Origin of the sequence: Arthrobacter sp. GMC3 (genome assembly GCF_002929305.1) — a bacterium.
Lineage (GTDB): Bacteria > Actinomycetota > Actinomycetes > Actinomycetales > Micrococcaceae > Specibacter.
The window spans coordinates 650,570-673,117 of record NZ_PJIO01000001.1; the positions used below are offsets into that span (position 1 = coordinate 650,570).

The window sequence follows — 22,548 nt, forward strand, 5'->3', positions numbered from 1 at the left end:
CCTGATGAGAGGTGTACTGGTAGGGCATCCCTTCTGGCGGCGTTGGCGCGTACCGTGGGGGTGTGGAAAATCAAACGGAGGTCCGCGAATTCCTGACGTCGCGGCGTGCACGAATCAGACCCGAACAGGCGGGACTTCCCGCAGGCGGCAGCCACCGGCGCGTACCAGGATTGCGCCGCGCTGAGGTTGCAATGCTCGCCGACCTCAGCGTGGAGTACTACGCGAAGTTGGAGCGCGGCAACATCGCAGGGGCGTCCGCCGGAGTGTTGGACGCCATTGCCGGCGCCCTCCAACTCGATGACGCGGAGCGGTCACACCTGAGCGATCTCGCCCGTGCCGCCGCCACCCCCGGACTGAAGTTCCAGCGGCGAGCCGTCAAGAAGCCAGCGCCCATTCGCCGGGGGCTGCAGTTGGCGTTGGACACCATCACCACCGGGCCTGCCTTCGTACGCAACGGCCGCATGGATATTCTGGCAACCAACGCCTTGGGCCGGGCGTTCTACGAGGATGTCTTTGCGGCTCCCGGCCTCGGAAACCTTGCCCGCTTCAACTTCCTCGACCTGGCACGCTCCCGTGTCTTTTACCCCGACTGGGACACAGCCGCAGATGCCTCTGTCGCCATTCTCAGAACGGAAGCCGGCCGCGATCCCTACGACAAGGGCCTGCAGGACCTCATTGGGGAGCTCTCTACCCGCAGCGACGAATTCCGGACACGATGGGGAGCGCACAATGTGCGACGTCACGGCACCGGCGTCAAAAGTTTCCACCACGCAATTGTCGGAGACCTCACCCTGGCCTATGAAGGACTCGAGCTGACCACCGAACCCGACCTTTCATTCTTGATCTACGCTGCAGAGCCGGGGTCCCCGTCGGAGGAGCGCCTGCGTCTGTTAGCCAGCTGGGCCGCCACCCGGACAGGCGCCAGCGAAACAGCTGCTGAGGCGCTCCAGACCATGGCCGAACATGGAGACGCATGAACACCGGGATCGCCTCGCCCTCCACCACAACGGTCAAGGTTGACCCGCCCCGGGCACGTGTCACCCTTGTCTTGGCCTCTATGGGATTCTTCCTCATCACCCTTGACATCCTGATCGTGAACCTGGCCTTGGCCAAGATCGGGCAAGAACTCGGAGGCGGGACTATTGGGCGGCAGTGGGTGATCGATGGCTACACCCTGCCGTTTGCAGCACTCCTTCTTTTTGCCGGCAACCTCTCTGACCGGATCGGTGCGAAGCGGGCCCTAGGCAGTGGCATCGTGCTGTTCCTGTTCGCCTCGATCGGATGTGCAGTCGCTCCCAGCCTGGGCGTACTGATAGCGGCGCGCGTCGTTCAGGGCGCCGGGGCAGCGGTCATGCTGCCAGCATCGATGGCATTGATTCGGGAAGCATTCCCTGACCCGAGGCGACGCACGCACGCGCTCGGCATCTGGGCGGTAGGCGGTGCCGTCGCTGGTGCGGTGGGCCCTCTGGCAGGCGGACTGCTCACAACTGTGGACTGGAGGCTCGTGTTTGGCATCAACCTCCCGGTCTGCATCACCATGCTTGTGTTCCTGGGATTTGTGGCCCATTCCCCTAAACGGCCCATGCCATTCGACTGGGCTGGCCAGGGGGCGGCCCTCATCGCGTTGACGGCGCTGATGTTCGGGCTGATCACGGGTGGGGGGCAGGGCTTCGGGCATGCTTCCGTGATCGTTTCGCTCGTGATCGCCGGCGTCGGGGTAGCTGGCTTCCTGCTTATCCAAGCCCGTGTCCCGCACCCGATGATGCCGCTGGATCTCTTCCGGTCCACGGGGATGCGCATTGCCCTCCTTGACGGGTTCGTTTTCATGGTCGGCAATTTCGGCTCCGTGTTCGTCGTCAGCCTCTACCTTCAGCAACATCTTGGTCTCTCACCATTGCTGGCCGGCCTGGTCTTCCTTCCGGCAGCGGCGTTCAGTATTACAGGCAACATCATCAGTGGAACTCTCTCGAACAGGTTCGGCCCCCACATGCCGATCACCTTGGGGCTTACCGTGATGGCCGCAGGTTTCATCGGCCTGGTCACTACCGCCCCCATGGGATCCCCAGTTTTGGCCGGCCTCTTCCTCATCTTCACCGGCGCTGGCGGTGCCATCGCCATGCCTCCCGTGACCGCCGTGGTCCTCTCCAGTGTTCCGGCCGAACGCGCCGGGACCGCCAGCGCAGTCTTCAACACTTTCCGTCAGATAGGGGGCGCGGTTGCGATCGCCGTTTTCGGTGCTCTCATCGCCACCCTGGACACGTTTGTGGCAGGCATGCAAACCAGCTTCACCATCGCCGCTGCCGCACTGCTCCTGGCCGCGCTAGTCAGCCTGCGCATCCGCACACACCGCCACGACCAAGGTGTGTAGCAGCGTCACCAGGGCCTCGGGACTTAGGCCTCCAGGATCAGGACTTTCGACGGCGGCCGCCGGCAAGACCGATGGCATGCCCGATCATGGCGGTCTCGTTGCGCACGAGTCCTGCCGACCGGCGCTGGAGGCCGCAAACCCAGGTTGCTAGGGGCGGAGATGATTGAAATCAATTCGTCATTCTGGCATCAGCTATCCCGATCGATTCCGCATGCAGTCGCTGTGCTGGCCGTTTTGTTCAAGACGGGTAGTTTCGAGGCTCGTAGAGTGAGGGCATGACACTCAAACTAGGATTTATCGGCATCGTCACCAAGGACATGGCCGCGTCGCTGGCGTTCTACCGGACGCTGGGCGTGAATATAGAACAAGGCCAGGATGACTCGCCGCACGTCGATGCGAGACTCGACGACGGGACGGTCCTGGCGTGGGACACCATCGAGACAATTCGCGGGTTCGACGCCGGCTACGTCTCACCAACGGGCGGGCATCACATTGCATTGGCGTTCGACAAAGGCAGTCCTGCGGCTGTTGATGCGGCGTTCGCTGAGTTGACTAAAGCCGGATACGTTGCGCATGTGGAGCCGTGGGATGCGCACTGGGGACAGCGCTACGCGACGCTCCTTGACCCAGACGGCAATTCCATCGACCTCTACGCGGCGCTCGTAGAAAACTGACCCGGGCTCGCCCCGACCAGCCGCCGGAACTCTCGTGAGAGGTGCGGCTGGTCGGCATAGCCTGCCCTCGCTGCGGCCTCGATGGGGCTAGCGCCGTCCCTCATATATGCCTGTGCTCGCTTGGCGCGATCGATGCGCACCAGCGTTAGGTAGGGGTACCCGAAATCGGCGAGCATCCGACGTCGGAAGGTACGCGGCGACCAATCAAGTAGCTGCGCGACTTTCCACGACGGTGTTCCACGCCGCGCATGAAAGCTCACGAGCGACGTCCATGGCCGGGCTTGGCCTGCGGTTGCACAGAGCACGGCGACAAGGTCGGGTGCGGCTGGCCAGGTTTCCCTGGCGCGAAGCAGCAGCTCACGCGCTTGAATAGTGGCCTCGCGCCCCACCAAATCGGACAACGGCACCAATTGATCGCTGATTTCGCTGAGATCGAGGGCAAGTGCAGTCTTCGCCCGCCCGGGCGAGAAACGCAGGCCCAGGGCGCCGTCATCACCATCGGCGCGCGTCTCTATCCAACAAGTTGACGGACCCGCCACGAAAACCTCCTCATCCCGGAGGATCAGGTCTGCGCATCCATCAGCGGCAATGATCGCGCCGTGACTGCCGATCGAACGCCAAATCGTGGGCCCTCCATCAAGGGCTAGTTCCGAATACACTCCACCATTGTCTCAACAATCGTCCACCACCGGCAGGCCCGTGGTGGACCGGCGCCTATAAATGTCGGAGGAAGCGCTGGGGTGAATCCAAGAATGACTTCCAGTTCCCGACCAGATCCAGGTCTTCCCAAGTCTGTGGTCGCAGACCCCACGATCCAACTTCCAGAATCTGGGCCCCGGGCAGGGCCGCGAGAACTGGCGAGTGCGTGGACAGGATTACCTGGGACTTCCCAGCTGCCAAAAGGTCTTTGAGGACACCGAGCAAGGCAAGGCACCCCGAGAAGGAAAGCGCGGACTCCGGTTCATCTAGTACCCATAGTCCGGGTCCTCGGAATCGATCGAGAGCCAACTCCAAAAATGACTCACCATGCGACATCTCATGGAACGGGATGTCGCCGTTTCGGCCCGGATTGTCCTCTAGATAGCTAAAGAATCCATGCATGGTTTCTGCGCGCAGGAAGTAGCCGCGCCTCGTCGTTCCGGCATTTTTGATGAGTTGCAAGTGATCGGAGAGTACAGATTCGGTGGACCTCGTAGTGTGACGGGCGCCTGTCGAACCACCTTCGGGTGACAATCCGTAGGCGAGTGCGATCGCCTCCACCAGGGTGGATTTACCCGAACCATTCTCACCAACGAAGACTGTCGCGGGCGTCAGATTGAGGCCGTGGTCCAATACCTGGGCCACGGGTGGCAGAGTCGCTGGCCATTGACCACGGTCAAGGATATTCGTGGGGTCTTCCGACAGACCCCGTACCGGGTAGTTCTGGAACGGCATACGCTCATTCTCGCAGGCCCAAGGCGCAGACTGGGTCCACGCAGGCCCCGGGATTCCAACGAGTCTGGTTGGAGCAGGATCTAGGATGAACGGGTGACCTCAATAGATAGTCCTCCAAACCCGAACATACTTCACCCGATACCGGGCCAGGATCGCGTCGTCCTGCTGAAACCGCTCATCACCAATCCCCTGATCATGGTCGGCGACTTCACCTACTATGACGATCCAGTGGACGCCACAGCATTCGAAAGCAAAAATGTGCTCCACCACTACGGTCCGGAACGTTTGGTCATCGGAAGGTTCTGCGCCATCGCAGCCGGCGTTCAGTTCATTATGAACGGGGCCAACCACCGTATGAACGGGCCGTCCACCTACCCGTTTCCGATAATGGGCGGCTCGTGGAGCCAGCACATCGACTTGGTCACTGACCTGCCCAATCGCGGCGATACGGTGGTGGGAAATGATGTTTGGATCGGCGGCAATGTGACAGTCATGCCCGGCATCCGCATCGGCAACGGCGCCATCATTTCCACCGGCTCGATCGTTACAAAAGACGTGCCCGACTATGGGATCGTGGGAGGCAACCCCGCGACGCTCATCCGCCACCGCTTCACCGCACCGCAGATCCAGCAACTACTCAATGCCGCATGGTGGGACTGGCCGCTGGCAATGATCACCGAGCATGTCCGAACTATTGCCGATGGCACTGTCGAAGACATCACCGCAATCGCCAATCACGCCCAACGCTAGCTCCGGGGACAAGAGCGGCTTTCACAAAGGCGGATTCGTCACGGCCCGGAAATATCGCGAAGGGACTGATTAAGGTATCGGGAGAGCGGGTTCTTGATGGTTTCTTGGAGCTGACGAGTGGTGACTGCCTCGGCAACCCGGTCCGTGATGATCCCGTCCACACCCTTGCCCAGGTACTCATTGATGAGGGCTGAATCGTTGACGGTCCAGACAAACAACCGCTTTCTGTCGTCGTGCAGATTCACCAGCATTTCGTCCGAGTAGGACCAGTCCTCGATGGCGACACCTGCGGCCCCCGTCCTTGGGGCGTTGCCGAGCTGAAATCCCGTAACGAGGACGACGTCGCGACCAGGGTCCGCGCTGACGATCGCCTCGACGATGCCTGCGTCCAGAGACTGAATCATGTGGTTTCGCGTGGGATCGAGACGGTCCATCACCTGGACCACCCGCTTGGCGAACCCCGGGGCTTCATGACCGTGCGGCTTGACCTCGACCAAAACACGGATCCCGAGCTCGTCAGCCGTATGCAAATAGTCCTCAAGGGTCGGAATATGCCCGCTAAGACCGTCCTGCCTAACCACGACGCCGGTCAATTCCGCCTGGGTGAGTTCGTACACGCTGCGCGGGTCTCCAGCCAGGCGTTTCAGGCCGACGTCGTGAATGACAACAAACTTCTGGTCAGCCGTCTCTTGGATGTCCATCTCGACGACGTCGGCTCCGGCAGCCGCTGCGGCTCGCAGTGACTCGATGGTGTTCTCAACCCCGCCAGCGGTGTACCCGCGATGGGCGATGACAAGCGGTGATGCTGACGGCTGCGCGGCCAACGTAGCGAAGACGGTGGGTGGCGTTGCGAGAATGACGAAGAGTGTAAGAACAACGGCGGCACTCACCCGTGAGATGCGATCGGGCGCAGGTACCTCGCGCGGTGGTGCGAGCTGGCCGCCGCACAGGAGGGCGACAAAGAAGAATGCGAGGAACGCCGCCGCGATCCCTGTGCCGATGAACTGGACGAGTTTCAGGACTGCCAGCATGCTTCCGGCCATCTGGGCCCCCGCTCCACCGGACGCGGAGAGGGCGACTGGCACGGCACCAAGGAGCGCCGCCATGAAGAATACGAGTACAGCGGCTGCCCCCACGGCGAGTGTGACCACGACTATGTGGATTTGTGTGCGTTTGGTCAGTGCCATGCTCCGCCGCATCGCGTCAAGGACGGTGCGCTCTTCATCGCTGAGCGCAGCTGCTGTTCCGGCGAGCCGCAAGCCCAGATAGATGAGTGAGATGACGACGAGAACATAGGCGATGGATCCCGGGAGAGTCTTTGTGATCTCACCGCTGACGAATTTTGGAATCGCAATATGAGAGGTCAACGCCGACCCGACGCCAATGTGGGACAGCGGAATTACGAGAAGCGCGTAGCCTGCGAAAAGTATGATCTGCCAGCTCATGGCCCGCCGCCCAATTCGGCCCAGGCCACGGAGAACGGGGCTGATTGACGGCGATTCCCCGTGAAAGCAGAGTTGCACGATGACGGTAAAGACGCAGATCTCCAACAGGGCGAAGAAAGTGGCGAGCAGTATCACCAGGATGAGGGCAAGTAGGGAGAGCGGATTCCCAAGAAGACCAAGAAGGCTTGTCTGGCTGAGCCCGTCAACACCCGCAGCGCTTAGGGCAGCCTGGAAAAGCATGAGCAAAAGCGGCAACACAGCCCAGGCGTAGATGCCTTGCGTTGTCACCGTGACCACGATGACAAGGAGCAGCCGATGGCGCAGAAGTGTCCATGCTGCTTTGGAGCAGGCAATCGCCTGGGATCGGGCGGGGACCGCTGGCGAGGCGGCAGTTGATGGCATAGACAGAGCATAATACGAACGCTCAAACGCCGAGGATCCCTTGAAAGGCGCCAAACCTGGCCCTAGCTGGCCGCCCTGATGAAGTCACGGATCAACCCGGAGTCCTTGACGCCACGGCTAGATTCCACGCCGCTGGAAACATCCACCCCGCTGGGGTTCAGAGCTGCGATTAATTGCGCCACGTTGCCGGGGTTGAGCCCGCCCGCCAGCAACCAATAGACCGGCGGTATGGCACCTTCAAGCAGGGCGGCATCAAAGGCCACACCGGCACCGGGCTCGACGGCGTCGAGCAGGATGCGCTCGGATTCCCAGGCCAGCTTTTCGGCCGGGGCCAGGGCGGTGTAGGCGGAAGCCGAAAAAGCTCGCAAAGTGCGGAACCCCTCATCGCGAAGCCGGGACATGTCTGCCAGGGGCTCATCGCCGTGCAACTGGACAGTTGTCAGGGCTGCGCGGCGCGCAGTTTCGATGACCGTGTCAATCGGCTGGTTGCGGAAGACGCCCACCGTTTCAACAGTGGAGGGAACCCTGCGTCCTAGCGTTGCGGCGAGCTCAGCGGAGATGATCCGAGGACTGCCGGGTGCAAAGACGAATCCGACGGCGTTGGCCCCGGCATCGACGGCGGCAGCGACAGTTTCTTCGGTCTGCAGACCGCAGATCTTTATGTACATTCCCGACTCATTCTCTTTGGTACACGATTCCAAGTGCCCCGCTGGCACACTAATGCAATATTAACAGTGTGGGACTTGGCCTCTCGATCAGCTAGTTGTGGTCTAGCGGTTGTGGAGGCGCCCCGCGACGAGCCGCCCTGACGCGAAGAGCATCGCGATTCCCGCCGCCGCCGTCGACGCCGCAACAACAGTCTCCGTCCAGGGAGCCGTGTCGTGGGAGGACCCTGCGAACAGCGGCGCAATCACGTAGGTGGCTAGGAGGTAGCCCGCCAGGCTCAGGCCGATCAAAAACACACAAGCGACGGAAGCTGCCCACAATTTGTTCCGCCACAGAACGGCAAGAGCTATCAGGGCGTCGGTCGAGACAAAGCCCAGCAAAAACAAGTGTTGCAGCGAAGAAGGAGTGCCGCTGGTCCCTGACGCCAGGGCATGGGCTCCGTGTAAGCCGAACCATGCCGCGACGAGGACGGCAAGCGCAATCTCGACGGAAACCATGATGGCCGCGATGCCCCTGTGACGCTCTGACACGTTTGGTAGGGTCGCGACGCCGACCGCCATCACGAGGACGCCGAGCGCCTGAATCAGCGCACCTATTCCGAAGAGCTGTGCCGCCGTCCCCACGGGAACCCAAGGGTCGAAGGGAAAGTAGTAGTCAAAGAGGTGGTCTTCGGCCGAGATGTCACCAAGTTGCCGAGAACCGCTGAACACGACCCACCGCTGGAGAGAGGCAATCAGCTGCAAGAGTGCAGAGCCCATAAAGAGACCTGCGGCAGCGAGCAAGCTAATGATTGAAGCCCACGGCAAGTGGTCCGTCCGCCTACGCTGGCCGGAAGCGTCAAAGGTCGACATGAGCACACACTAGCAACTCCTCGCGATCCGTCAAGGGATCGCTACGTGTATCGTTCACTATCGCAATATTTTTATGAAAACAATTTCATACCCTGGAAATATAGATTTCTGCGCAATACTGGACGTATCGTTAACTATCGTTGTAAATCGTTCGGATTGACAAAGGAGATCGCGATGCATAATTCATTTCCGGCAGGCGGATTCGGCCCCAACAACATCGACGGCGTGTGGCAGGCCGTCGAGGAACTGCGTTCAAGGTTTGAGAAGCGCTCGGGTACCCGAGCCGGTCGAGGTGAAGTACGGTCCGCGGTGCTGGCCCTCCTTGCGGAGCAGCCCATGCATGGCTACCAGATCATCCACGAAATTGAGGAGCGCAGCGGTGGCAGCTGGAAGCCCAGTGCGGGTTCCGTCTACCCCACGCTGCAGTTGCTGGCCGATGAGGGACTGATCATCGCCGAAGAATCCAACGGACGCAAGATCTACTCGCTGACCGAAGCCGGTCGGGAGGAGGTTGCCGGTGGGGATGCGCCGGCACCGTGGGAATCCTCGGGCACTGCAGCAGGAGGCGGGTTCGCAGCACTGCCCAAGGCCGGCGTCGAGCTTGCCCAGGCGGCGGCTCAGGTAGGCCGCACGGGCAATTCGAAGCAGGTGCAGGAGGCTGTGGCGGTCCTCGATGAGGCACGCCGGAGACTGTACTCAATCCTCGCCCAGGACTGAAACGGGTGGAGTCGGTTCAAGGCGAGCAGGCAAATCCGCGGCCCGCGGCAAAGGGCACCCGTGCCCGTTACCGAAAGATCCTGCGCTTTGCCGCGTGGAATCTTGGCGTGACCTGGTGGTTTGAACTATTCCTGCCTCGCCTTGGAATGCGCCGGATTGCCGATCGCAATAGGGCGAAGCGGATGCGCCGCTTCGCTCAGCGCTTTCATGCGCTCGCAGTGGATCTTGGCGGTCTGATGATTAAAGTAGGTCAGTTCATGTCCTCAAGGCTCGATGTGCTGCCCCCGGAAATCACCGCCGAATTAGAAGGGCTGCAGGACGAGGTGCCGCCCGTCCCGTTCCACTCCATCCGGGCCTCTGCCGAGGCGGAGCTGGGTGCGCCTCTAGAAGCGGTATTCGCGTGGGTCGACGAGACGCCCATCGCCGCCGCCTCTCTGGGACAGGCCCACCGGGCGCAACTTCTCCCGGCCAACGCCGTCGACACCGGGCTTGAGAGCGTGGTGGTGAAGGTGCAGCGCCCGGGCACCGACGCGATTGTCGACGTGGATCTTGCCGCTTTGCGCAAGGTGGGTGGCTGGCTCAGTCGTGTGCGCCTGGTGTCCGACCGTGCCAACGCCCCTGCCCTCGTTGAGGAGTTCGCAAAGACCAGTCTCGAGGAGATCGACTACTTGAATGAGGCGGCGAATGCTGAACGCTTTGCCGCAGATTTCGCCGACGACCCGAGGGTGAGCGTGCCCGGCGTCGTCTGGGAACGAACCACCCGTCGCGTGCTCACCCTCGAAGATGTTACGGCCATCAAGATTACGGACTCGCAGGCGCTTCGTGCCGCGGGCATCGATCCAGCGGAGGTGGCCCCGGTATTCGCATCGGTCATGTTCGAGCAGCTGTTCACCAACGGTTTCTTTCATGCCGATCCGCACCCCGGCAACATCTTCATCACCCCGATCGCCGATTCGGCGTCGAAGCATCCGTGGAAGCTGACATTTATCGATTTCGGCATGATGGGCGAGGTGCCGGACACGACCCGAAGTGGGCTGCGGAAGCTGCTGATTGCCGCTGCCTCGCGTGATGGCAAGGGACTGGTGGCCGCGATCAGTGACGTGGGTGTGTTGGTACCGTCGGCCGACACCGCAGCCCTGGAGCGGGCCATGACGCAACTGTTTGCCCGGTTTGGTGGGATGGGGTTCGCCGAGCTTCGGGACGTGGACCCGCGCGAGTTCCGTGATTTTGGGGTGGAGTTCGGTGATGTGGTTCGCTCCTTGCCGTTCCAGCTGCCGGAGAATTTCCTGCTCATAATCCGTGCTATGTCCTTGACCTCGGGGGTATGCAGCTCCCTGGATGCCAAGTTCAATCTGTGGGATTCGGTGGAGCCCTTTGCCGCACAGTTACTGCGCGATGAAGGGAGCCACCTCGTCAAGGACGCGGCTACACAGGTGCTCGAGACAGCAGCAGCTGCATTGCGCCTGCCGAAACGGCTGGACGGGCTCCTTGAGAGGATCGAGGGTGGTTCGCTGCAGGTGGGCAACCGACGCCTGGAACGGCAAGTGGCACGGCTTAATCGCACGGTTCAGCGGGCCGGATCGGCACTGGTCTTCGGTGCGCTGCTGATAGCCGGTGCCGTGGTCCGTGCCGGCGACACAGTACTCGGCAACGTGCTGATGATCGCCTCAGCACTCCCGCTACTTTACGGTCTAGTGGCGGGCCGACGTCGTTCCTGAGCGAGCACCGAACCATGTTGGCAGCTGGTGCAGGAGATCGCCCTGGTCATCACCGATCCATGCCACGTGCCCGTCGGGCCGGAGCAAAATCGCGGGCGCGCCGAGTTCGCCGCTGCCTGCCGTCACATGGTCGATCCGATCTGCCCATCCCGCTACCGAGAACTTGCCGCTGGCATCCAACAGGAGCCCGCGGCCCGCGTGCATGTGCTCATAGAGGCGCCCGGAGAAAACGGGAGTGTCGCGCAGTCGACGCCCGAGCAGTTCCGGACCATCCCCAAAGTCGTACCGGACCCCGATGGAGCTGATCTTCTCGGCCAGGAACCGGCTGACGTCCTCAAACGCCATCAGCTCGGTGAGCAGCCGCCGTACTGCCTGCGGGCCGGGCTCGGGGGAGAGCAGCTCACTTTGGGCCCGGGTGGTGGTCAGGACATCTTCCGCGACAGGGCGACGTTCGGCTTCGTAGCTGTCCAGCAGCCCCTTTGGCGCCCATCCGTTGACCTCTGCGGCAAGCTTCCAACCGAGGTTGAAAGCATCCTGGATCCCCAGGTTCAAGCCCTGACCGCCCAGCGGCGGGTGGACGTGTGCGGCGTCACCGGCGAGAAGGACCCGCCCCACACGGTACTTTTCGGCAAGCCGGGTGGCGTCGCTAAAACGGGATAGTGAGCGCGGGGAGTGAACACCGAAGTCGGTGCCAGCGTACGCCCGCAACTGCGTTGAAAACTCATGGAGGGTTGGTGCAACTGTGCGGTCCTCGGCCACGGTCGCCGCCGGCACCACGGCACGGAACAGGCCGTCACCGGCGGGACCAATACCGAAGCCCTTGTGAATCTTTCGAACCTCACCCGCCACCCGGGCAAGCTCCTCTGGATCCGCGGTGACTTTCACTTCGCCAAGGAGCCACTCTGTGGTTGCAGCTTCGCCAGGAAAGTCGATGCCCAGCAGTCTGCGAACCAAGCTTCGGCCGCCGTCGCAGCCAACCAACCAGCGCGAGCGCAGCCGTGAGCCGTCGGCTAGAGCTACGGTCACGCCGTCGTCGTCCTGTTCGACGCCTGTCACCTCGGCGCCGCGTCTGATCTGCGCCCCGAGTTCGACGGCGTGCTCCTCCAGTAGCTTGTCGGTGACAGGTTGCGGGATGCCAAGGATATAGCTGTGCGCCGTGTCGAGATCTACCGGCCGCGGCGTCGGGATTCCGGCGAAGTGGCCCACACCGCCGGGATATTGCTTCCCATGGGCCAGGAACGTCTCCAACAGTCCGCGCTGGTCCATGATCTCGATGCTGCGTGGGTGGAGGCCCAGTGAGCGGACGGCCTTGTTTGGTTCTGGGTCCTTCTCCAACACGAGCACGTCAACGCCGTGTAACCGTAGCTCGCCAGCCAGCATCATGCCCGTGGGCCCTCCGCCACTAATGATCACGTCGAACATGTGAAACCTCAATCCAATGAACCAGCGCCTGTCCAGCGGCTCCGAAGCGAGCGGCCGACCGCAGTAGTCCCTAGTTTCACAGCTATCGGGGCATCGGCCAAGCAATCCGGTGGCTGAGTGGGCGCTTTGCCCTGAGAGAATAGCCCCATGAACCAGAACGATCAGAACACCGCCCCGACCGCCGCCGCTGGAGGGCGACTCCGCCGGGTCGCCGTTTTCACGGGTTCGGCAATGGGGGCACGTGAGTCCTTTCCCAACGAAGCAGCCAAGCTGGCGGCACACCTGGCACAATCCGCCATCGGGATCGTTTACGGAGGCGGGAACGTGGGGTTGATGGGTGTGGTGGCCGACGCTGCCCTGGCCGCTGGGGGCGAGGTAACCGGCGTCATACCCCAGGCGCTTGTTAGTGGTGAGATCGCGCATCCGGGATTGACACAGCTTGAGGTTGTCAGCGACATGCATGCGCGGAAGATGCGCATGGCAGAACTCGGTGACGCCTTTATTGCACTCCCCGGTGGTGCGGGAACTCTTGAAGAACTCTTTGAAGTATGGACCTGGCAGCAACTGGGCATCCACCGCAAACCAGTGGCCCTCTACGACGTCGACGGGTACTGGGAACCGCTGTTGGGAGCCTTGGACCAGATGACGGCGAACGGCTTCATCTCCGAGGGCACAAGGTCAACTCTCATTGTGGAAGACAACCCGGCGACATTGCTCTCGGCCCTCAACGACTGGACGCCGCCTGCCCCCAAATGGCAGAAAGACAACGGCTCCGTTTCCAGCGAAGGTCAATGAAATGACTGAGCCGCTTGATGTAAGAGATACCCGCGCCGCTTATGACGCCGTCGCCGTCAGCTACGAGGAACTCCTGCGCAACCTCATGGCGGAAAAGGTATACGACCGCGCCATGCTGGCAGCCTTCGCCGAGCGGGTCGCCAGCACCGGAAATCTGAGAGTACTCGACGTCGGAAGCGGCCCCGGGAGAATCACCGCACATCTGGCCTCGCTCGGGCTCGACGCCAGCGGCATGGACCTATCCCCGGAGATGGTCGCCGTGGCGCAAAAGAGCCATCCAGGCATCACCTTTGCGGAGGGGAACCTTGAAGCCTTGGACCCAGGGGAGGGAACACTGGGTGGAATTGTTGCCTGGTACTCGCTCATCCACACCCCGCCCGAACGCCTGCAGGGAGTGTTCGTGTCACTGAACAACGCCTTGGCCGCAGGTGGATTCCTCCTCCTCGCTTTCCAAACGGGAACGGCGAAGAGGCGCATCGAGCGCGCCTACGGCCACGAGATCAGCATGGACGCCTACCTGATGGCCCCGGAACACATCACCGGGCAATTGGAAGCCGCCGGATTCGCCATCGAGGCGCAACTCGTCAGGGCCGCTGACCACGACGAAAAAACGCCCCAGGCGTACTTGATGGCGCAGAAACGGTGACCACAGACCTGGCACACCTCCGAATCCGCGTTGGACGACCAGTGGTGTCCACGCTGGCGGGACTTATCGTCATTACCCCTTTTGCTATCTATGACGCTGCCGCTGTGGTTAGGGCGACGACGGAACGGCGGCGCAAGGCGGCCAGAAACTGGCTGTACCTTGCACCGCCGTCGTTCTTCATTTTGTGCACATCGCTAGAAGTGCTCGAACGTCTCGCCCGCTGAGTGGCTTGTGCGCCTACTTGCCGTTCTCCAGGAGCTCGGCGGCCACAATCCGCTCCGCCTCCAGGTCGCCCTGGAAGGTGGCGTAGCGGGCCAGGTGGTTCGGGCGGCGCCGCAGGAAGAACCAGACAACCCCGAGCAAAATGAACCAGATCGGTGTCACCAGAAGGGCCTGCAGGGTGTCTTTTTGGGTGGTCAGGGCCCACAGCACAAAGGCGAAGAAAGCGAACACCACAATCACCATGGGAATGCCGCCGGGCATCTTGAACTTTGAGCTGTTGTGAAGCTCCGGGCGGCGTCGGCGGAAGGCCACGTAGCTGGCCAAAATGATGGACCAGACAAACACGAAGCAGACGGCGGAGACTGTGGTCACCATTTCAAAAGCCTGGCCAATGTCCTGGCCGGCGTACATCAAAATGACGCCGGAAAGCAGCAAGATGCAGGAAAGGAACAGCGCGTTGCTGGGTACTTTGCGGCTGGAGAGCTTGCCGAAACGCTTCGGCGCATCACCCTCCTGGGCCAGGCCGTAGACCATGCGCGAGGTGGAGTAGATGCCGGAATTGGCGCTGGACATGGCTGAGGTTAGCACCACAAGATTCACCACGGTGGCCGCTGCACCTAGCCCGGCGAGCGAGAACATGGCGATGAAGGGGCTGTGGCCGGCGGCGAACTGGGTCCAGGGGATGACGGACATCAAGATGATCAGGGCGCCCACGTAGAAGAGCAGTACCCGGATCGGGATGGAGTTGATGGCTTTGGGGAGGTTCTTCTCCGGGTCCTTCGCCTCGGCCGCGGTGGTGCCCACCAGTTCAATGCCCACAAACGCGAAAACGGCAATCTGGAAGCCGGCCACAAAGCCCATGAACTCGTTCGGGAAGAAGCCTCCATGGCTCCACAGGTTCGTGAAAGTCGCCGGGCCGGCCTCAGAGCGGAAGCCGCTGAAGATCATGAACAAGCCCACAATGATCAGGGCCGCAATGGCGAGGATCTTGATCAAGGCAAACCAGAATTCTGTCTCACCAAAGGCCTTCACCGTGGTCAGGTTCAGCAGCAAAAGGATGCCGATGGTCACAAGACCGGGGATCCAGAGCGGAAGCCGCGGCCAGAGTTCCTGTGAATAACCGGCGATGGCGATGACGTCGGCGATCCCGGTAATCACCCAGCAGAACCAGTATGTCCAGCCGGTGAAGAAGCCCGCCCAGGGGCCCAGCAGGTCAGCGGCGAAATCGCTAAACGACTTGTAGTGGAGGTTGCTCAGCAGCAGCTCACCCATGGCACGCATGACAAAGAACAGCATGAAACCGATGATCATGTACACGAAGATCACCGACGGGCCGGCCGCCGAGATGGTCTTACCCGAACCCATGAACAGGCCCGTTCCAATGGCACCGCCGATCGCGATCAGCTGGATGTGCCGGTTGCTCAGCTGACGCTCAAGCTGTGGCGCCGCATTCTGGGTCGCCGCGGATTTGTGGATCGTCAAAAGGAACTCCATCGTTGCGGTGGCAGGGGTGCCACGATGATTGGGGTTCCTCCCCGCTCTGTCTGGGACCTGAGAGTTTCCGCGATGCCTTGCCAGCAAGGGATCGCTTGCACCTTCGGTGAGCCCGGTTTCCCGAACTGCTTTCCAGAGTTGCCTAGCCACGGCGGTACATGGGCCTGAGAGATTCCCGGGGAGGGTTTGCTCCTTCGGCGCCTGCAGAACGTACCGGCAGAACTCTCCCGCCGCGGATCAATGGGCGCTTCACTTTTTAGGTGATGCGAGTCACACACTAGACCCTGAGGTGCTTGAGATGCAAAACCGGCGACGGCGTCAGATTGGCGGACCCTATGCCGGCGGACATGCCGAAGGTTGGGTCAAGGGGTGGCTCGAATCCGCGGATTTTGCCCGGATTGCTTTCATCGTGTAATCTGTGAGCCGAGTCACCCACAACTTAAAACGCCTTTTGAACCGTGGCGGGAGAGTCCTCCCGCAGTTTCGGCGGCGCCGTAGGAGCAAATCCTCCCCAGGAATCTCTCAGGCCCCTGTACCGCCACGGCGAGGCAACTCTGGAAAGTAGTGCTGCGAAAGCCTCACTCACCGACGGTGCAAGCGCCACCCTTGATCTCCAAGGGACGCGGAATCTCTCAGGTCCAAGACAGAGCGGGGAGGAACCCAGCCCTTGCCGCACCCCTTTTACAGGGACGGCCGTTCTTTGGAGTTCCTCATGACAATCACATCCAATCCCACGGTGTTCGCCGATAGGCACATTGGCGCCCGCCGCCAGAGCGACGTTGACACCATGCTCAAGGCCATCGGCTATGACAGCGTCGATTCGCTGGTTGACACTGCGGTTCCCGATTCCATCCGCCAGGGAAGCCCGCTGGAACTTCAGGGCGCACTGAGCGAAGTTGAGGTGCTCGCCGAACTGCGCGCACTGGCCGCGAAGAACAAGACAGCCATCCAGATGATCGGGCAGGGCTACTACGACACCGTCACCCCCGCCGTCATCCGCCGCAACATTCTGGAGGGGCCGGCCTGGTACACCGCCTACACCCCCTACCAGCCCGAAATCTCCCAGGGCCGCCTCGAGGCACTGCTGAACTTCCAGACCATGGTCAGCGACCTGACCGCACTGCCGGTGGCCAACGCCTCCCTACTCGATGAAGCCACCGCCGTGGCCGAGGCCGTGCTGCTCATGCGCCGGGCCAACAAGTCCAAGACCGCCGCCAACGGCAAGACCGTCCTGGACGCAGACCTGCTCCCGCAGACCATCGCACTGGTCAAGGGCCGCGCCGAGGCACTCGGCTTCGAGGTAGAGGTTGCCGATCTTTCTGCGGGCCTGCCCGACGGCGAGATCAACGGCGTGGTCCTCCAGCAGCCGGGTGTATCAGGGCGCGTCTTCAACCACGCACCCGTCATTGCGGCAGCCAAGGAACGCGGCGCACTTGTCACCGTATCCGCTGACCTGCTGGCCCTGACCCTGATCACCCCTCCCGGGGAGCAGGGCGCCGACATCGCCGTCGGAACCGCCCAGCGCTTCGGCGTGCCCCTGTTCTTCGGTGGCCCGCACGCCGCCTACATGGCCGTCCGTAATGGCATGGAACGCTCACTGCCCGGCCGCATCGTGGGCGTCTCGAAGGACAACACCGGCCTGCCCGCGTACCGTCTGGCCCTGCAGACCCGCGAGCAGCACATCCGCCGCGAGAAGGCCACCTCCAACATCTGCACCGCCCAGGCGCTGCTGGCCATTGTCGCCTCGATGTACGCCGTCTACCACGGTCCCGAGGGCCTGAAAGCGATCGCCGAAACCGTCCACGGCCGCGCCCGCAGCCTCGCTGCAGCCCTGCATGCATCCGGCGTGGAGCTCGCGCACACCTCCTTCTTCGACACCCTCACGGTGCGGGTTCCCGGCCGCGCCGGTGCCATCATTGCACTGGCCGAACGAGGCGGCATCAACCTGCGCCCCATCGACGCCGATCACGTGGGCATCTCCGTTGATGAAACCACGACGGCGGACATCGTGGCTCGCGTGGCCGCCGTGTTTGGTGCCGCACCGGCAGGAGACGGCACCGACCACGCAGGCGTTGCAGCCTTCGCGCTCGCCGCGGACACCGAGCGGACCTCGGACTTCCTGACCCACCCCGTCTTCAACACGCACCGTTCCGAAACCCAGATCCTGCGCTACATCCGACGCCTCAGCGACCGCGACCTGGCACTGGACCGGACCATGATCCCGTTGGGCTCCTGCACCATGAAGCTCAACGCCACGGCCGAAATGGAAGCCATCTCCTGGCCCGAATTCGCCTCCATTCACCCCTTCGCACCGGATTCCCAGACCGAGGGCTGGCGTGAACTGATCGGCGGCCTGGAGGCTGATCTCTGCGAGATCACCGGCTACGACCAGGTCTCCATCCAGCCCAACGCCGGATCTCAGGGCGAGCTGGCCGGCCTGCTGGCCATCCGCGGCTACCACCTCTCCCGCGGCGATGAGCAGCGCACCATCTGCCTCATTCCGCAGTCCGCTCACGGCACCAACGCTGCCTCCGCGGTTCTGGCCGGCATGAAGGTCGTTGTAGTTGCCACGGCATCAGACGGCACCATCGACCACGCCGACCTGACCGCCAAGATCGAGACGCACAAGGACCAGCTGTCGTGCATCATGATCACCTACCCCTCCACCCATGGCGTGTACGACGCCGACGTCCGCGAGGTGTGCGACGCCATCCACGCCGCCGGTGGACAGGTCTACGTTGACGGTGCCAACCTCAACGCTCTTGTAGGACTGGCTCAGCCCGGAAAGTTCGGCGGCGATGTCAGCCACCTGAACCTGCACAAAACCTTCTGCATCCCGCACGGCGGTGGCGGCCCCGGCGTGGGCCCGGTCGCAGCCAAGGCCCACCTGGCACCGTTCATGCCCGGTGATGCCAACTCTTCAGATGTTGCAGGGGCCGGTGTCCCGATTTCCGCCTCACGCTTCGGCTCCGCCGGCGTGCTGCCCATCTCCTGGGCCTACGTGAAGCTCATGGGCGGGCAGGGCCTGACCGAAGCCACCAAGTCGGCGCTGCTGGCCGCGAACTACATTGCCTCCCAGCTCAACGAGCACTTCCCGGTCCTCTACACGGGCGCCGGCGACCTGGTTGCCCACGAGTGCATCCTGGACTTGCGCGAACTGACAGCCACCACGGGTGTCACGGCCGAAGATGTGGCCAAGCGCCTCATCGACTACGGCTTCCACGCACCCACCTTGTCCTTCCCCGTGGCCGGCACCCTCATGGTCGAGCCCACCGAGTCCGAGGACCTGACCGAAATCAACCGTTTCATCACGGCCATGGTTTCGATCCGTGCCGAAATCGATCAGGTCGCCGACGGCGCATTCACCCTGGCCGACAGCCCGCTGCGCAACGCACCCCACACCGCCGCCGCCGTCGTCGATTCAAGCTGGGAGCGCGGCTACCCGCGCGAACAGGCCGTCTTCCCGGTGGCCGCACTGCGCCAGGACAAGTACTTCCCGCCCGTGGGCCGCATTGACGGCGCAGCGGGCGACCGCAACCTGGTCTGCTCCTGCCCGCCCATCGAAGACTTCGCCGAAGACTTTTCAAACTAACCCGCAAAGGAATTCCCATGACTGAGAACCACACAGCCCTTTACGGCGAACACGAAAAAGCCGGCGCCTCCTTCACCGACTTCGGTGGCTGGCAGATGCCGCTGAAGTATTCCTCCGAACTGGCCGAACACCACGCTGTCCGTAACGCGGCGGGCCTCTTCGACCTCTCCCACATGGGGGAAGTCTGGGTCAGCGGCCCCGACGCCGCCGCATTCCTGGACTACGCACTGGCAGGCAAACTGTCCGCCGTTGCCGTGGGAAAGGCCAAGTACTCGCTGATCTGCAACGCCGACGGCGGCATCATCGACGACCTGATCTCTTACCGACGCTCCGATGATAAGTACCTGGTGGTCCCCAACGCCGGTAACGCGGCCACCGTTGCTGCGCTGCTGGCCAAGCGTGCCGCCGGGTTCGACGTCGAGGTCAACGACGTCTCCAGCGAAACCTCGCTCATCGCCGTGCAGGGACCCAACGCCGAGGCGATCCTGCTGACGCTGGTACCAGCCGAACAGCACGCCCTGGTCACCGAGCTGAAGTACTACGCCGCCGTGGACGTCACCATCAATGGCCAGGAACTGTTGCTGGCACGCACGGGCTACACCGGCGAAGACGGCTTCGAAATCTACATCCCCAACGCCGGTGCTGCAGCGCTGTGGCAGGCACTGCTTGCCAACGGCACCGAGCACGGCCTCATCCCGGCCGGGCTCGCTGCCCGCGACTCCCTGCGCCTGGAAGCAGGCATGCCGCTCTACGGCAACGAACTTTCGTTGGAAGGCCACGCCTACTCCGCCGGCCTGGGCCCAGTGGTCTCACTGGCCAAGGAAAGCGACTTCGTCGGCAAGACGGCCCTCGCAGCCATCAAGGAATCCGGTGAAGGCTCCACCATTGGCCGCAAGCTCGTGGGACTGAAGGGCCTTGGCCGCCGCTCCGCGCGCGGACACTACCCGGTCCTCAAGGACGGCGCCACGATCGGCGAAGTCACCTCCGGCCAGCCGAGTCCCACCCTGGGCTACCCGGTCGCGATGGCCTATGTGGACGTGGCTCATGCCGAAGTCGGTACCCTGCTGGACGTGGACCTCCGCGGCAAGGCTGAGCCCTTCGAAGTGGTTGCCCTGCCGTTCTACAAGCGCCAAAAGTAACACCCGCGTCGCCGGGGCCCTGCTTCTCTGGCCCCGGCAACGGACCGGTATTTTCTCGGCGACTATCCGGCCCGTCGGCCGCGGGCGGCCTTGGAGGCCTCCTTTACGTCGCCTACGAAAACACCGGCTCCGTTGCCTCGGCGTAGTCGGCACCTTCCCTGGACGACAGACCGATAGGCCCCTGACGCTCGCAAGCTCGCAACGGGACCCTCGCGTCTGTGGGCCCAGCCGAGGAAATACCGGCTCCGTCGCTGCCGCCTTCACAACGTACATAGTCTTCACCAAACCAACAGAACGGATCATCATGAGCAAAGTAGCTGCCGAACTAAAGTACTCCGTCGAACACGAGTGGATCGCCGCCGATGGCGCCGGCCCTTCCACCATCGGTGTCTCCGCTGTGGCGGCCGACGCCCTCGGTGACATCGTCTACGTCGACCTGCCCGAAGTGGGCGCCACCGTCACCGCCGGGGACACCTGCGGTGAGATCGAATCGACCAAGTCCGTCTCCGATCTGTACTCCCCGGTCACGGGCGAAGTCACCGAAGTGAACACCGCCGTCGTCGATGACCCGGCCCTGATCAACTCCGATCCCTACGGTGCAGGCTGGTTGTTCAAGGTGTCCGTGGAATCCGAGGGCCCGCTGCTTTCCGCAGCGGAGTACGCCGCTGCCAACGGTGGCGAGCTGTGAGCGCCGTCGGAGTGGACTACGTTCAGGTAGTCTCCGCCAGCCTGGATGCTCCGCTGTCCGAGCTGGATCCAGAAATCGCCGTCCAGATCGACGCCGAACTGTCCCGCCAGCGGACCGGCCTGGAAATGATCGCCTCGGAAAACCACACAGCGGCCGCCGTCATGGCAGCCCAGGGTTCGGTGCTGACCAACAAGTACGCCGAGGGTTACCCGGGACGCCGCTACTACGGTGGCTGCGAGCATGTCGACGTCGTCGAGCAGCTGGCCATCGACCGCGTCAAGGACTTGTTCGGCGCAGGATTCGCGAACGTGCAGCCGCACTCCGGTGCCCAGGCCAACGCATCCGTCATGCACGCTCTGATCAAGCCCGGCGACACCATCATGGGCCTGAACCTGGCCCACGGCGGCCACCTCACGCACGGCATGAGGATCAACTTCTCCGGCCGTCTCTACAACGTGGTCCCGTACCAGGTGCGCGAAGACACGCACCAGGTGGACATGGCTGAGGTGGAGCGTCTGGCGCTCGAACACAAGCCGGCCCTGATCGTTGCCGGCTGGTCCGCTTACGCCCGCCAGCTGGACTTCGCCGAATTCCGCCGCATCGCTGACCTGGTGGGTGCCTACCTCATGGTGGATATGGCTCACTTCGCCGGCCTGGTGGCCGCCGGGCTGCACCCCTCACCGGTGCCGCACGCTCACGTCACCACGTCCACCACGCACAAGACCCTGGCCGGTCCGCGCGGCGGCATCATCTTGAGCAACGACGCCGACATCGCCAAGAAGATCAACTCGGCTGTGTTCCCGGGACAGCAGGGCGGCCCGTTGGAGCATGTCATCGCTGGCAAGGCTGTGGCGTTTAAGATCGCCGCATCGGAGGAGTTCAAAGAACGCCAGGAGCGGGTGTTGCTTGGTGCCCGCCTGCTGGCCGACCGCCTGATCCAGCCTGATGTTGCTGCCAAGGGAATCTCCGTGATTTCCGGCGGCACGGACGTTCACCTGGTTCTGGTGGACCTGCGCAACTGCGAGCTCAACGGCCAGGAGGCTGAGGACCGGTTGGCGGCCATCGACATCACCGTCAACCGCAACGCCGTGCCGTTCGATCCGCGCCCGCCCATGGTCACCTCCGGTCTGCGCATTGGCACCCCCGCCTTGGCAACTCGAGGCTTCGGCGAGGCCGCTTTTGCCGAAGTGGCGGACATCATTGCCGAGGCCCTTTTGGCCGATTCCGACGCGGATCTGTCCGGTTTGCGCGCCCGGGTTGAGGTTCTGGCCACAGCCCACCCGCTCTACCCGTCCGTGGCCAATCTTTCCTAGACGGTACAGTTGCTCCCTGCGGTGGCCGCTTTGACGGCCACGGCAGGGGGATCGGCCGGGCACCCCGACAGGGTGTGTCCAGCTCTCCGCCAGGTTTCACTGGCGGGAAGAATTTAGTCTTTAGTGAGGGACTCACATGTCCGTTGGTGTTTTTGATTTGTTTTCGGTGGGTATTGGTCCCTCGAGTTCTCATACGGTGGGGCCGATGCGGG

General features: G+C 62.7%; 20 protein-coding genes and 2 riboswitches. Of the genes, 13 read left to right on the forward strand and 7 right to left on the reverse strand.

Features of this window, described 5'->3' with window-relative positions; all coding sequences use genetic code 11:
- Positions 1–62: 62 nt before the first annotated feature.
- The 3 genes from CXQ94_RS03160 (at position 63) to CXQ94_RS03170 (ending at position 3,042) form a co-directional block, all read left to right on the forward strand.
- Positions 63–977 carry a helix-turn-helix domain-containing protein gene (locus tag CXQ94_RS03160; RefSeq protein WP_104086742.1) on the forward strand — a complete coding sequence of 305 codons (915 nt, stop codon included), beginning with the start codon at positions 63–65 and terminating at the stop codon, positions 975–977.
- Positions 974–2,368, forward strand: a complete 1,395-nt coding sequence (locus CXQ94_RS03165) for an MFS transporter (protein ID WP_104086743.1) — start codon at positions 974–976, stop codon at positions 2,366–2,368. The genes CXQ94_RS03160 and CXQ94_RS03165 overlap by 4 nt, the downstream gene beginning before the upstream one ends.
- A 275-nt stretch (positions 2,369–2,643) precedes the next feature.
- On the forward strand, positions 2,644–3,042 hold the full coding sequence (locus CXQ94_RS03170) for a VOC family protein (RefSeq protein ID WP_104086744.1): 399 nt from the start codon (positions 2,644–2,646) through the stop codon (positions 3,040–3,042).
- On the opposite strand, the gene CXQ94_RS03175 is transcribed toward CXQ94_RS03170, so the two are convergent.
- Both CXQ94_RS03175 and CXQ94_RS03180 read right to left on the reverse strand, forming a co-directional pair.
- Positions 3,018–3,701, reverse strand: a complete 684-nt coding sequence (locus tag CXQ94_RS03175) for a helix-turn-helix transcriptional regulator (protein ID WP_104086745.1) — start codon at positions 3,699–3,701, stop codon at positions 3,018–3,020. The two genes, CXQ94_RS03170 and CXQ94_RS03175, sit on opposite strands and share 25 nt — an antisense overlap.
- A 55-nt stretch (positions 3,702–3,756) precedes the next feature.
- Positions 3,757–4,476, reverse strand: a complete 720-nt coding sequence (locus CXQ94_RS03180; RefSeq protein WP_104086746.1) for an AAA family ATPase — start codon at positions 4,474–4,476, stop codon at positions 3,757–3,759.
- 93 nt (positions 4,477–4,569) lie between these two features.
- On the opposite strand from CXQ94_RS03180, the gene CXQ94_RS03185 reads away from it, so the two are divergent.
- Positions 4,570–5,226: a CatB-related O-acetyltransferase gene (locus CXQ94_RS03185; protein ID WP_258066595.1), complete on the forward strand. Its 657-nt coding sequence runs from the start codon at positions 4,570–4,572 to the stop codon at positions 5,224–5,226.
- A gap of 38 nt (positions 5,227–5,264) precedes the next feature.
- On the opposite strand, the gene CXQ94_RS03190 is transcribed toward CXQ94_RS03185, so the two are convergent.
- The 3 genes from CXQ94_RS03190 to CXQ94_RS03200 form a co-directional block, all read right to left on the reverse strand.
- Positions 5,265–7,073, reverse strand: a complete 1,809-nt coding sequence (locus tag CXQ94_RS03190) for a glycerophosphoryl diester phosphodiesterase membrane domain-containing protein (RefSeq protein WP_104086747.1) — start codon at positions 7,071–7,073, stop codon at positions 5,265–5,267.
- Positions 7,074–7,135: 62 nt separating this feature from the next.
- Entirely contained in the window at positions 7,136–7,741 is a 606-nt protein-coding gene (locus CXQ94_RS03195) for a phosphoribosylanthranilate isomerase (RefSeq protein ID WP_104086748.1), read from the reverse strand.
- Between the two features lie 102 nt (positions 7,742–7,843).
- On the reverse strand, positions 7,844–8,590 hold the full coding sequence (locus tag CXQ94_RS03200; RefSeq protein WP_146070220.1) for a hypothetical protein: 747 nt from the start codon (positions 8,588–8,590) through the stop codon (positions 7,844–7,846).
- A 174-nt stretch (positions 8,591–8,764) separates the two neighbouring features.
- Between CXQ94_RS03200 and CXQ94_RS03205 the strand changes: the two genes are divergently transcribed.
- Both CXQ94_RS03205 and CXQ94_RS03210 read left to right on the forward strand, forming a co-directional pair.
- The gene (locus tag CXQ94_RS03205) at positions 8,765–9,307 is read left to right on the forward strand and encodes a PadR family transcriptional regulator (RefSeq protein WP_104086750.1); all 543 of its coding nucleotides are present in this window, start codon (positions 8,765–8,767) and stop codon (positions 9,305–9,307) included.
- A gap of 5 nt (positions 9,308–9,312) precedes the next feature.
- Positions 9,313–11,025 carry an AarF/ABC1/UbiB kinase family protein gene (locus CXQ94_RS03210; RefSeq protein ID WP_104086751.1) on the forward strand — a complete coding sequence of 571 codons (1,713 nt, stop codon included), beginning with the start codon at positions 9,313–9,315 and terminating at the stop codon, positions 11,023–11,025.
- Here the strand turns inward: CXQ94_RS03210 and rox are convergent.
- Complete coding sequence (gene rox, locus CXQ94_RS03215; protein WP_104086752.1) at positions 10,999–12,447, reverse strand: rifampin monooxygenase; 1,449 nt, start codon at positions 12,445–12,447, stop codon at positions 10,999–11,001. The genes CXQ94_RS03210 and rox overlap by 27 nt on opposite strands.
- A gap of 147 nt (positions 12,448–12,594) precedes the next feature.
- On the opposite strand from rox, the gene CXQ94_RS03220 reads away from it, so the two are divergent.
- On the forward strand, positions 12,595–13,242 hold the full coding sequence (locus CXQ94_RS03220; protein WP_104086753.1) for a TIGR00730 family Rossman fold protein: 648 nt from the start codon (positions 12,595–12,597) through the stop codon (positions 13,240–13,242).
- A gap of 1 nt (position 13,243) precedes the next feature.
- Positions 13,244–13,888: a class I SAM-dependent methyltransferase gene (locus CXQ94_RS03225; protein ID WP_104086754.1), complete on the forward strand. Its 645-nt coding sequence runs from the start codon at positions 13,244–13,246 to the stop codon at positions 13,886–13,888.
- 237 nt (positions 13,889–14,125) lie between these two features.
- Here CXQ94_RS03225 and cycA read toward each other — a convergent pair whose 3' ends face one another.
- Positions 14,126–15,592 (reverse strand): D-serine/D-alanine/glycine transporter, encoded by a 1,467-nt coding sequence (gene cycA / locus CXQ94_RS03230; protein ID WP_104086807.1) that lies wholly within the window; start codon positions 15,590–15,592, stop codon positions 14,126–14,128.
- A 154-nt stretch (positions 15,593–15,746) separates the two neighbouring features.
- Positions 15,747–15,844: riboswitch (glycine riboswitch) on the reverse strand.
- A gap of 212 nt (positions 15,845–16,056) precedes the next feature.
- Positions 16,057–16,152, forward strand: a riboswitch (glycine riboswitch).
- Between the two features lie 164 nt (positions 16,153–16,316).
- Between cycA and gcvP the strand changes: the two genes are divergently transcribed.
- The 5 genes from gcvP to CXQ94_RS03255 all read left to right on the forward strand — a co-directional run.
- Entirely contained in the window at positions 16,317–19,196 is a 2,880-nt protein-coding gene (gcvP, locus tag CXQ94_RS03235; RefSeq protein ID WP_104086755.1) for an aminomethyl-transferring glycine dehydrogenase, read from the forward strand.
- A 17-nt stretch (positions 19,197–19,213) separates the two neighbouring features.
- Positions 19,214–20,335: a glycine cleavage system aminomethyltransferase GcvT gene (gene gcvT, locus CXQ94_RS03240; RefSeq protein WP_104086756.1), complete on the forward strand. Its 1,122-nt coding sequence runs from the start codon at positions 19,214–19,216 to the stop codon at positions 20,333–20,335.
- A gap of 304 nt (positions 20,336–20,639) precedes the next feature.
- Positions 20,640–21,023, forward strand: a complete 384-nt coding sequence (gene gcvH / locus CXQ94_RS03245; RefSeq protein WP_104086757.1) for a glycine cleavage system protein GcvH — start codon at positions 20,640–20,642, stop codon at positions 21,021–21,023.
- Positions 21,020–22,336, forward strand: coding sequence for a serine hydroxymethyltransferase (glyA, locus tag CXQ94_RS03250; protein WP_104086758.1), 1,317 nt, complete (start codon positions 21,020–21,022; stop codon positions 22,334–22,336). The genes gcvH and glyA overlap by 4 nt, the downstream gene beginning before the upstream one ends.
- A 136-nt stretch (positions 22,337–22,472) precedes the next feature.
- Positions 22,473–22,548, forward strand: a 76-nt coding sequence (locus CXQ94_RS03255; protein ID WP_146070221.1) for a serine dehydratase beta chain, incomplete at its 3' end; no start/stop codon positions are given.

Coding starts and splice junctions, on each gene's coding strand:
- CXQ94_RS03195 (WP_104086748.1), bottom strand. CDS start 7,741: ATGTACATAAAGATCTGCGGTCTGCAGACCGAAGAAACTGTCGCTGCC.
- CXQ94_RS03165 (WP_104086743.1), top strand. CDS start 974: ATGAACACCGGGATCGCCTCGCCCTCCACCACAACGGTCAAGGTTGAC.
- CXQ94_RS03200 (WP_146070220.1), bottom strand. CDS start 8,590: ATGTCGACCTTTGACGCTTCCGGCCAGCGTAGGCGGACGGACCACTTG.
- gcvT (WP_104086756.1), top strand. CDS start 19,214: ATGACTGAGAACCACACAGCCCTTTACGGCGAACACGAAAAAGCCGGC.
- CXQ94_RS03220 (WP_104086753.1), top strand. CDS start 12,595: ATGAACCAGAACGATCAGAACACCGCCCCGACCGCCGCCGCTGGAGGG.
- gcvP (WP_104086755.1), top strand. CDS start 16,317: ATGACAATCACATCCAATCCCACGGTGTTCGCCGATAGGCACATTGGC.
- CXQ94_RS03205 (WP_104086750.1), top strand. CDS start 8,765: ATGCATAATTCATTTCCGGCAGGCGGATTCGGCCCCAACAACATCGAC.
- CXQ94_RS03180 (WP_104086746.1), bottom strand. CDS start 4,476: ATGCCGTTCCAGAACTACCCGGTACGGGGTCTGTCGGAAGACCCCACG.
- CXQ94_RS03190 (WP_104086747.1), bottom strand. CDS start 7,073: ATGCCATCAACTGCCGCCTCGCCAGCGGTCCCCGCCCGATCCCAGGCG.
- CXQ94_RS03170 (WP_104086744.1), top strand. CDS start 2,644: ATGACACTCAAACTAGGATTTATCGGCATCGTCACCAAGGACATGGCC.
- CXQ94_RS03225 (WP_104086754.1), top strand. CDS start 13,244: ATGACTGAGCCGCTTGATGTAAGAGATACCCGCGCCGCTTATGACGCC.
- rox (WP_104086752.1), bottom strand. CDS start 12,447: ATGTTCGACGTGATCATTAGTGGCGGAGGGCCCACGGGCATGATGCTG.
- gcvH (WP_104086757.1), top strand. CDS start 20,640: ATGAGCAAAGTAGCTGCCGAACTAAAGTACTCCGTCGAACACGAGTGG.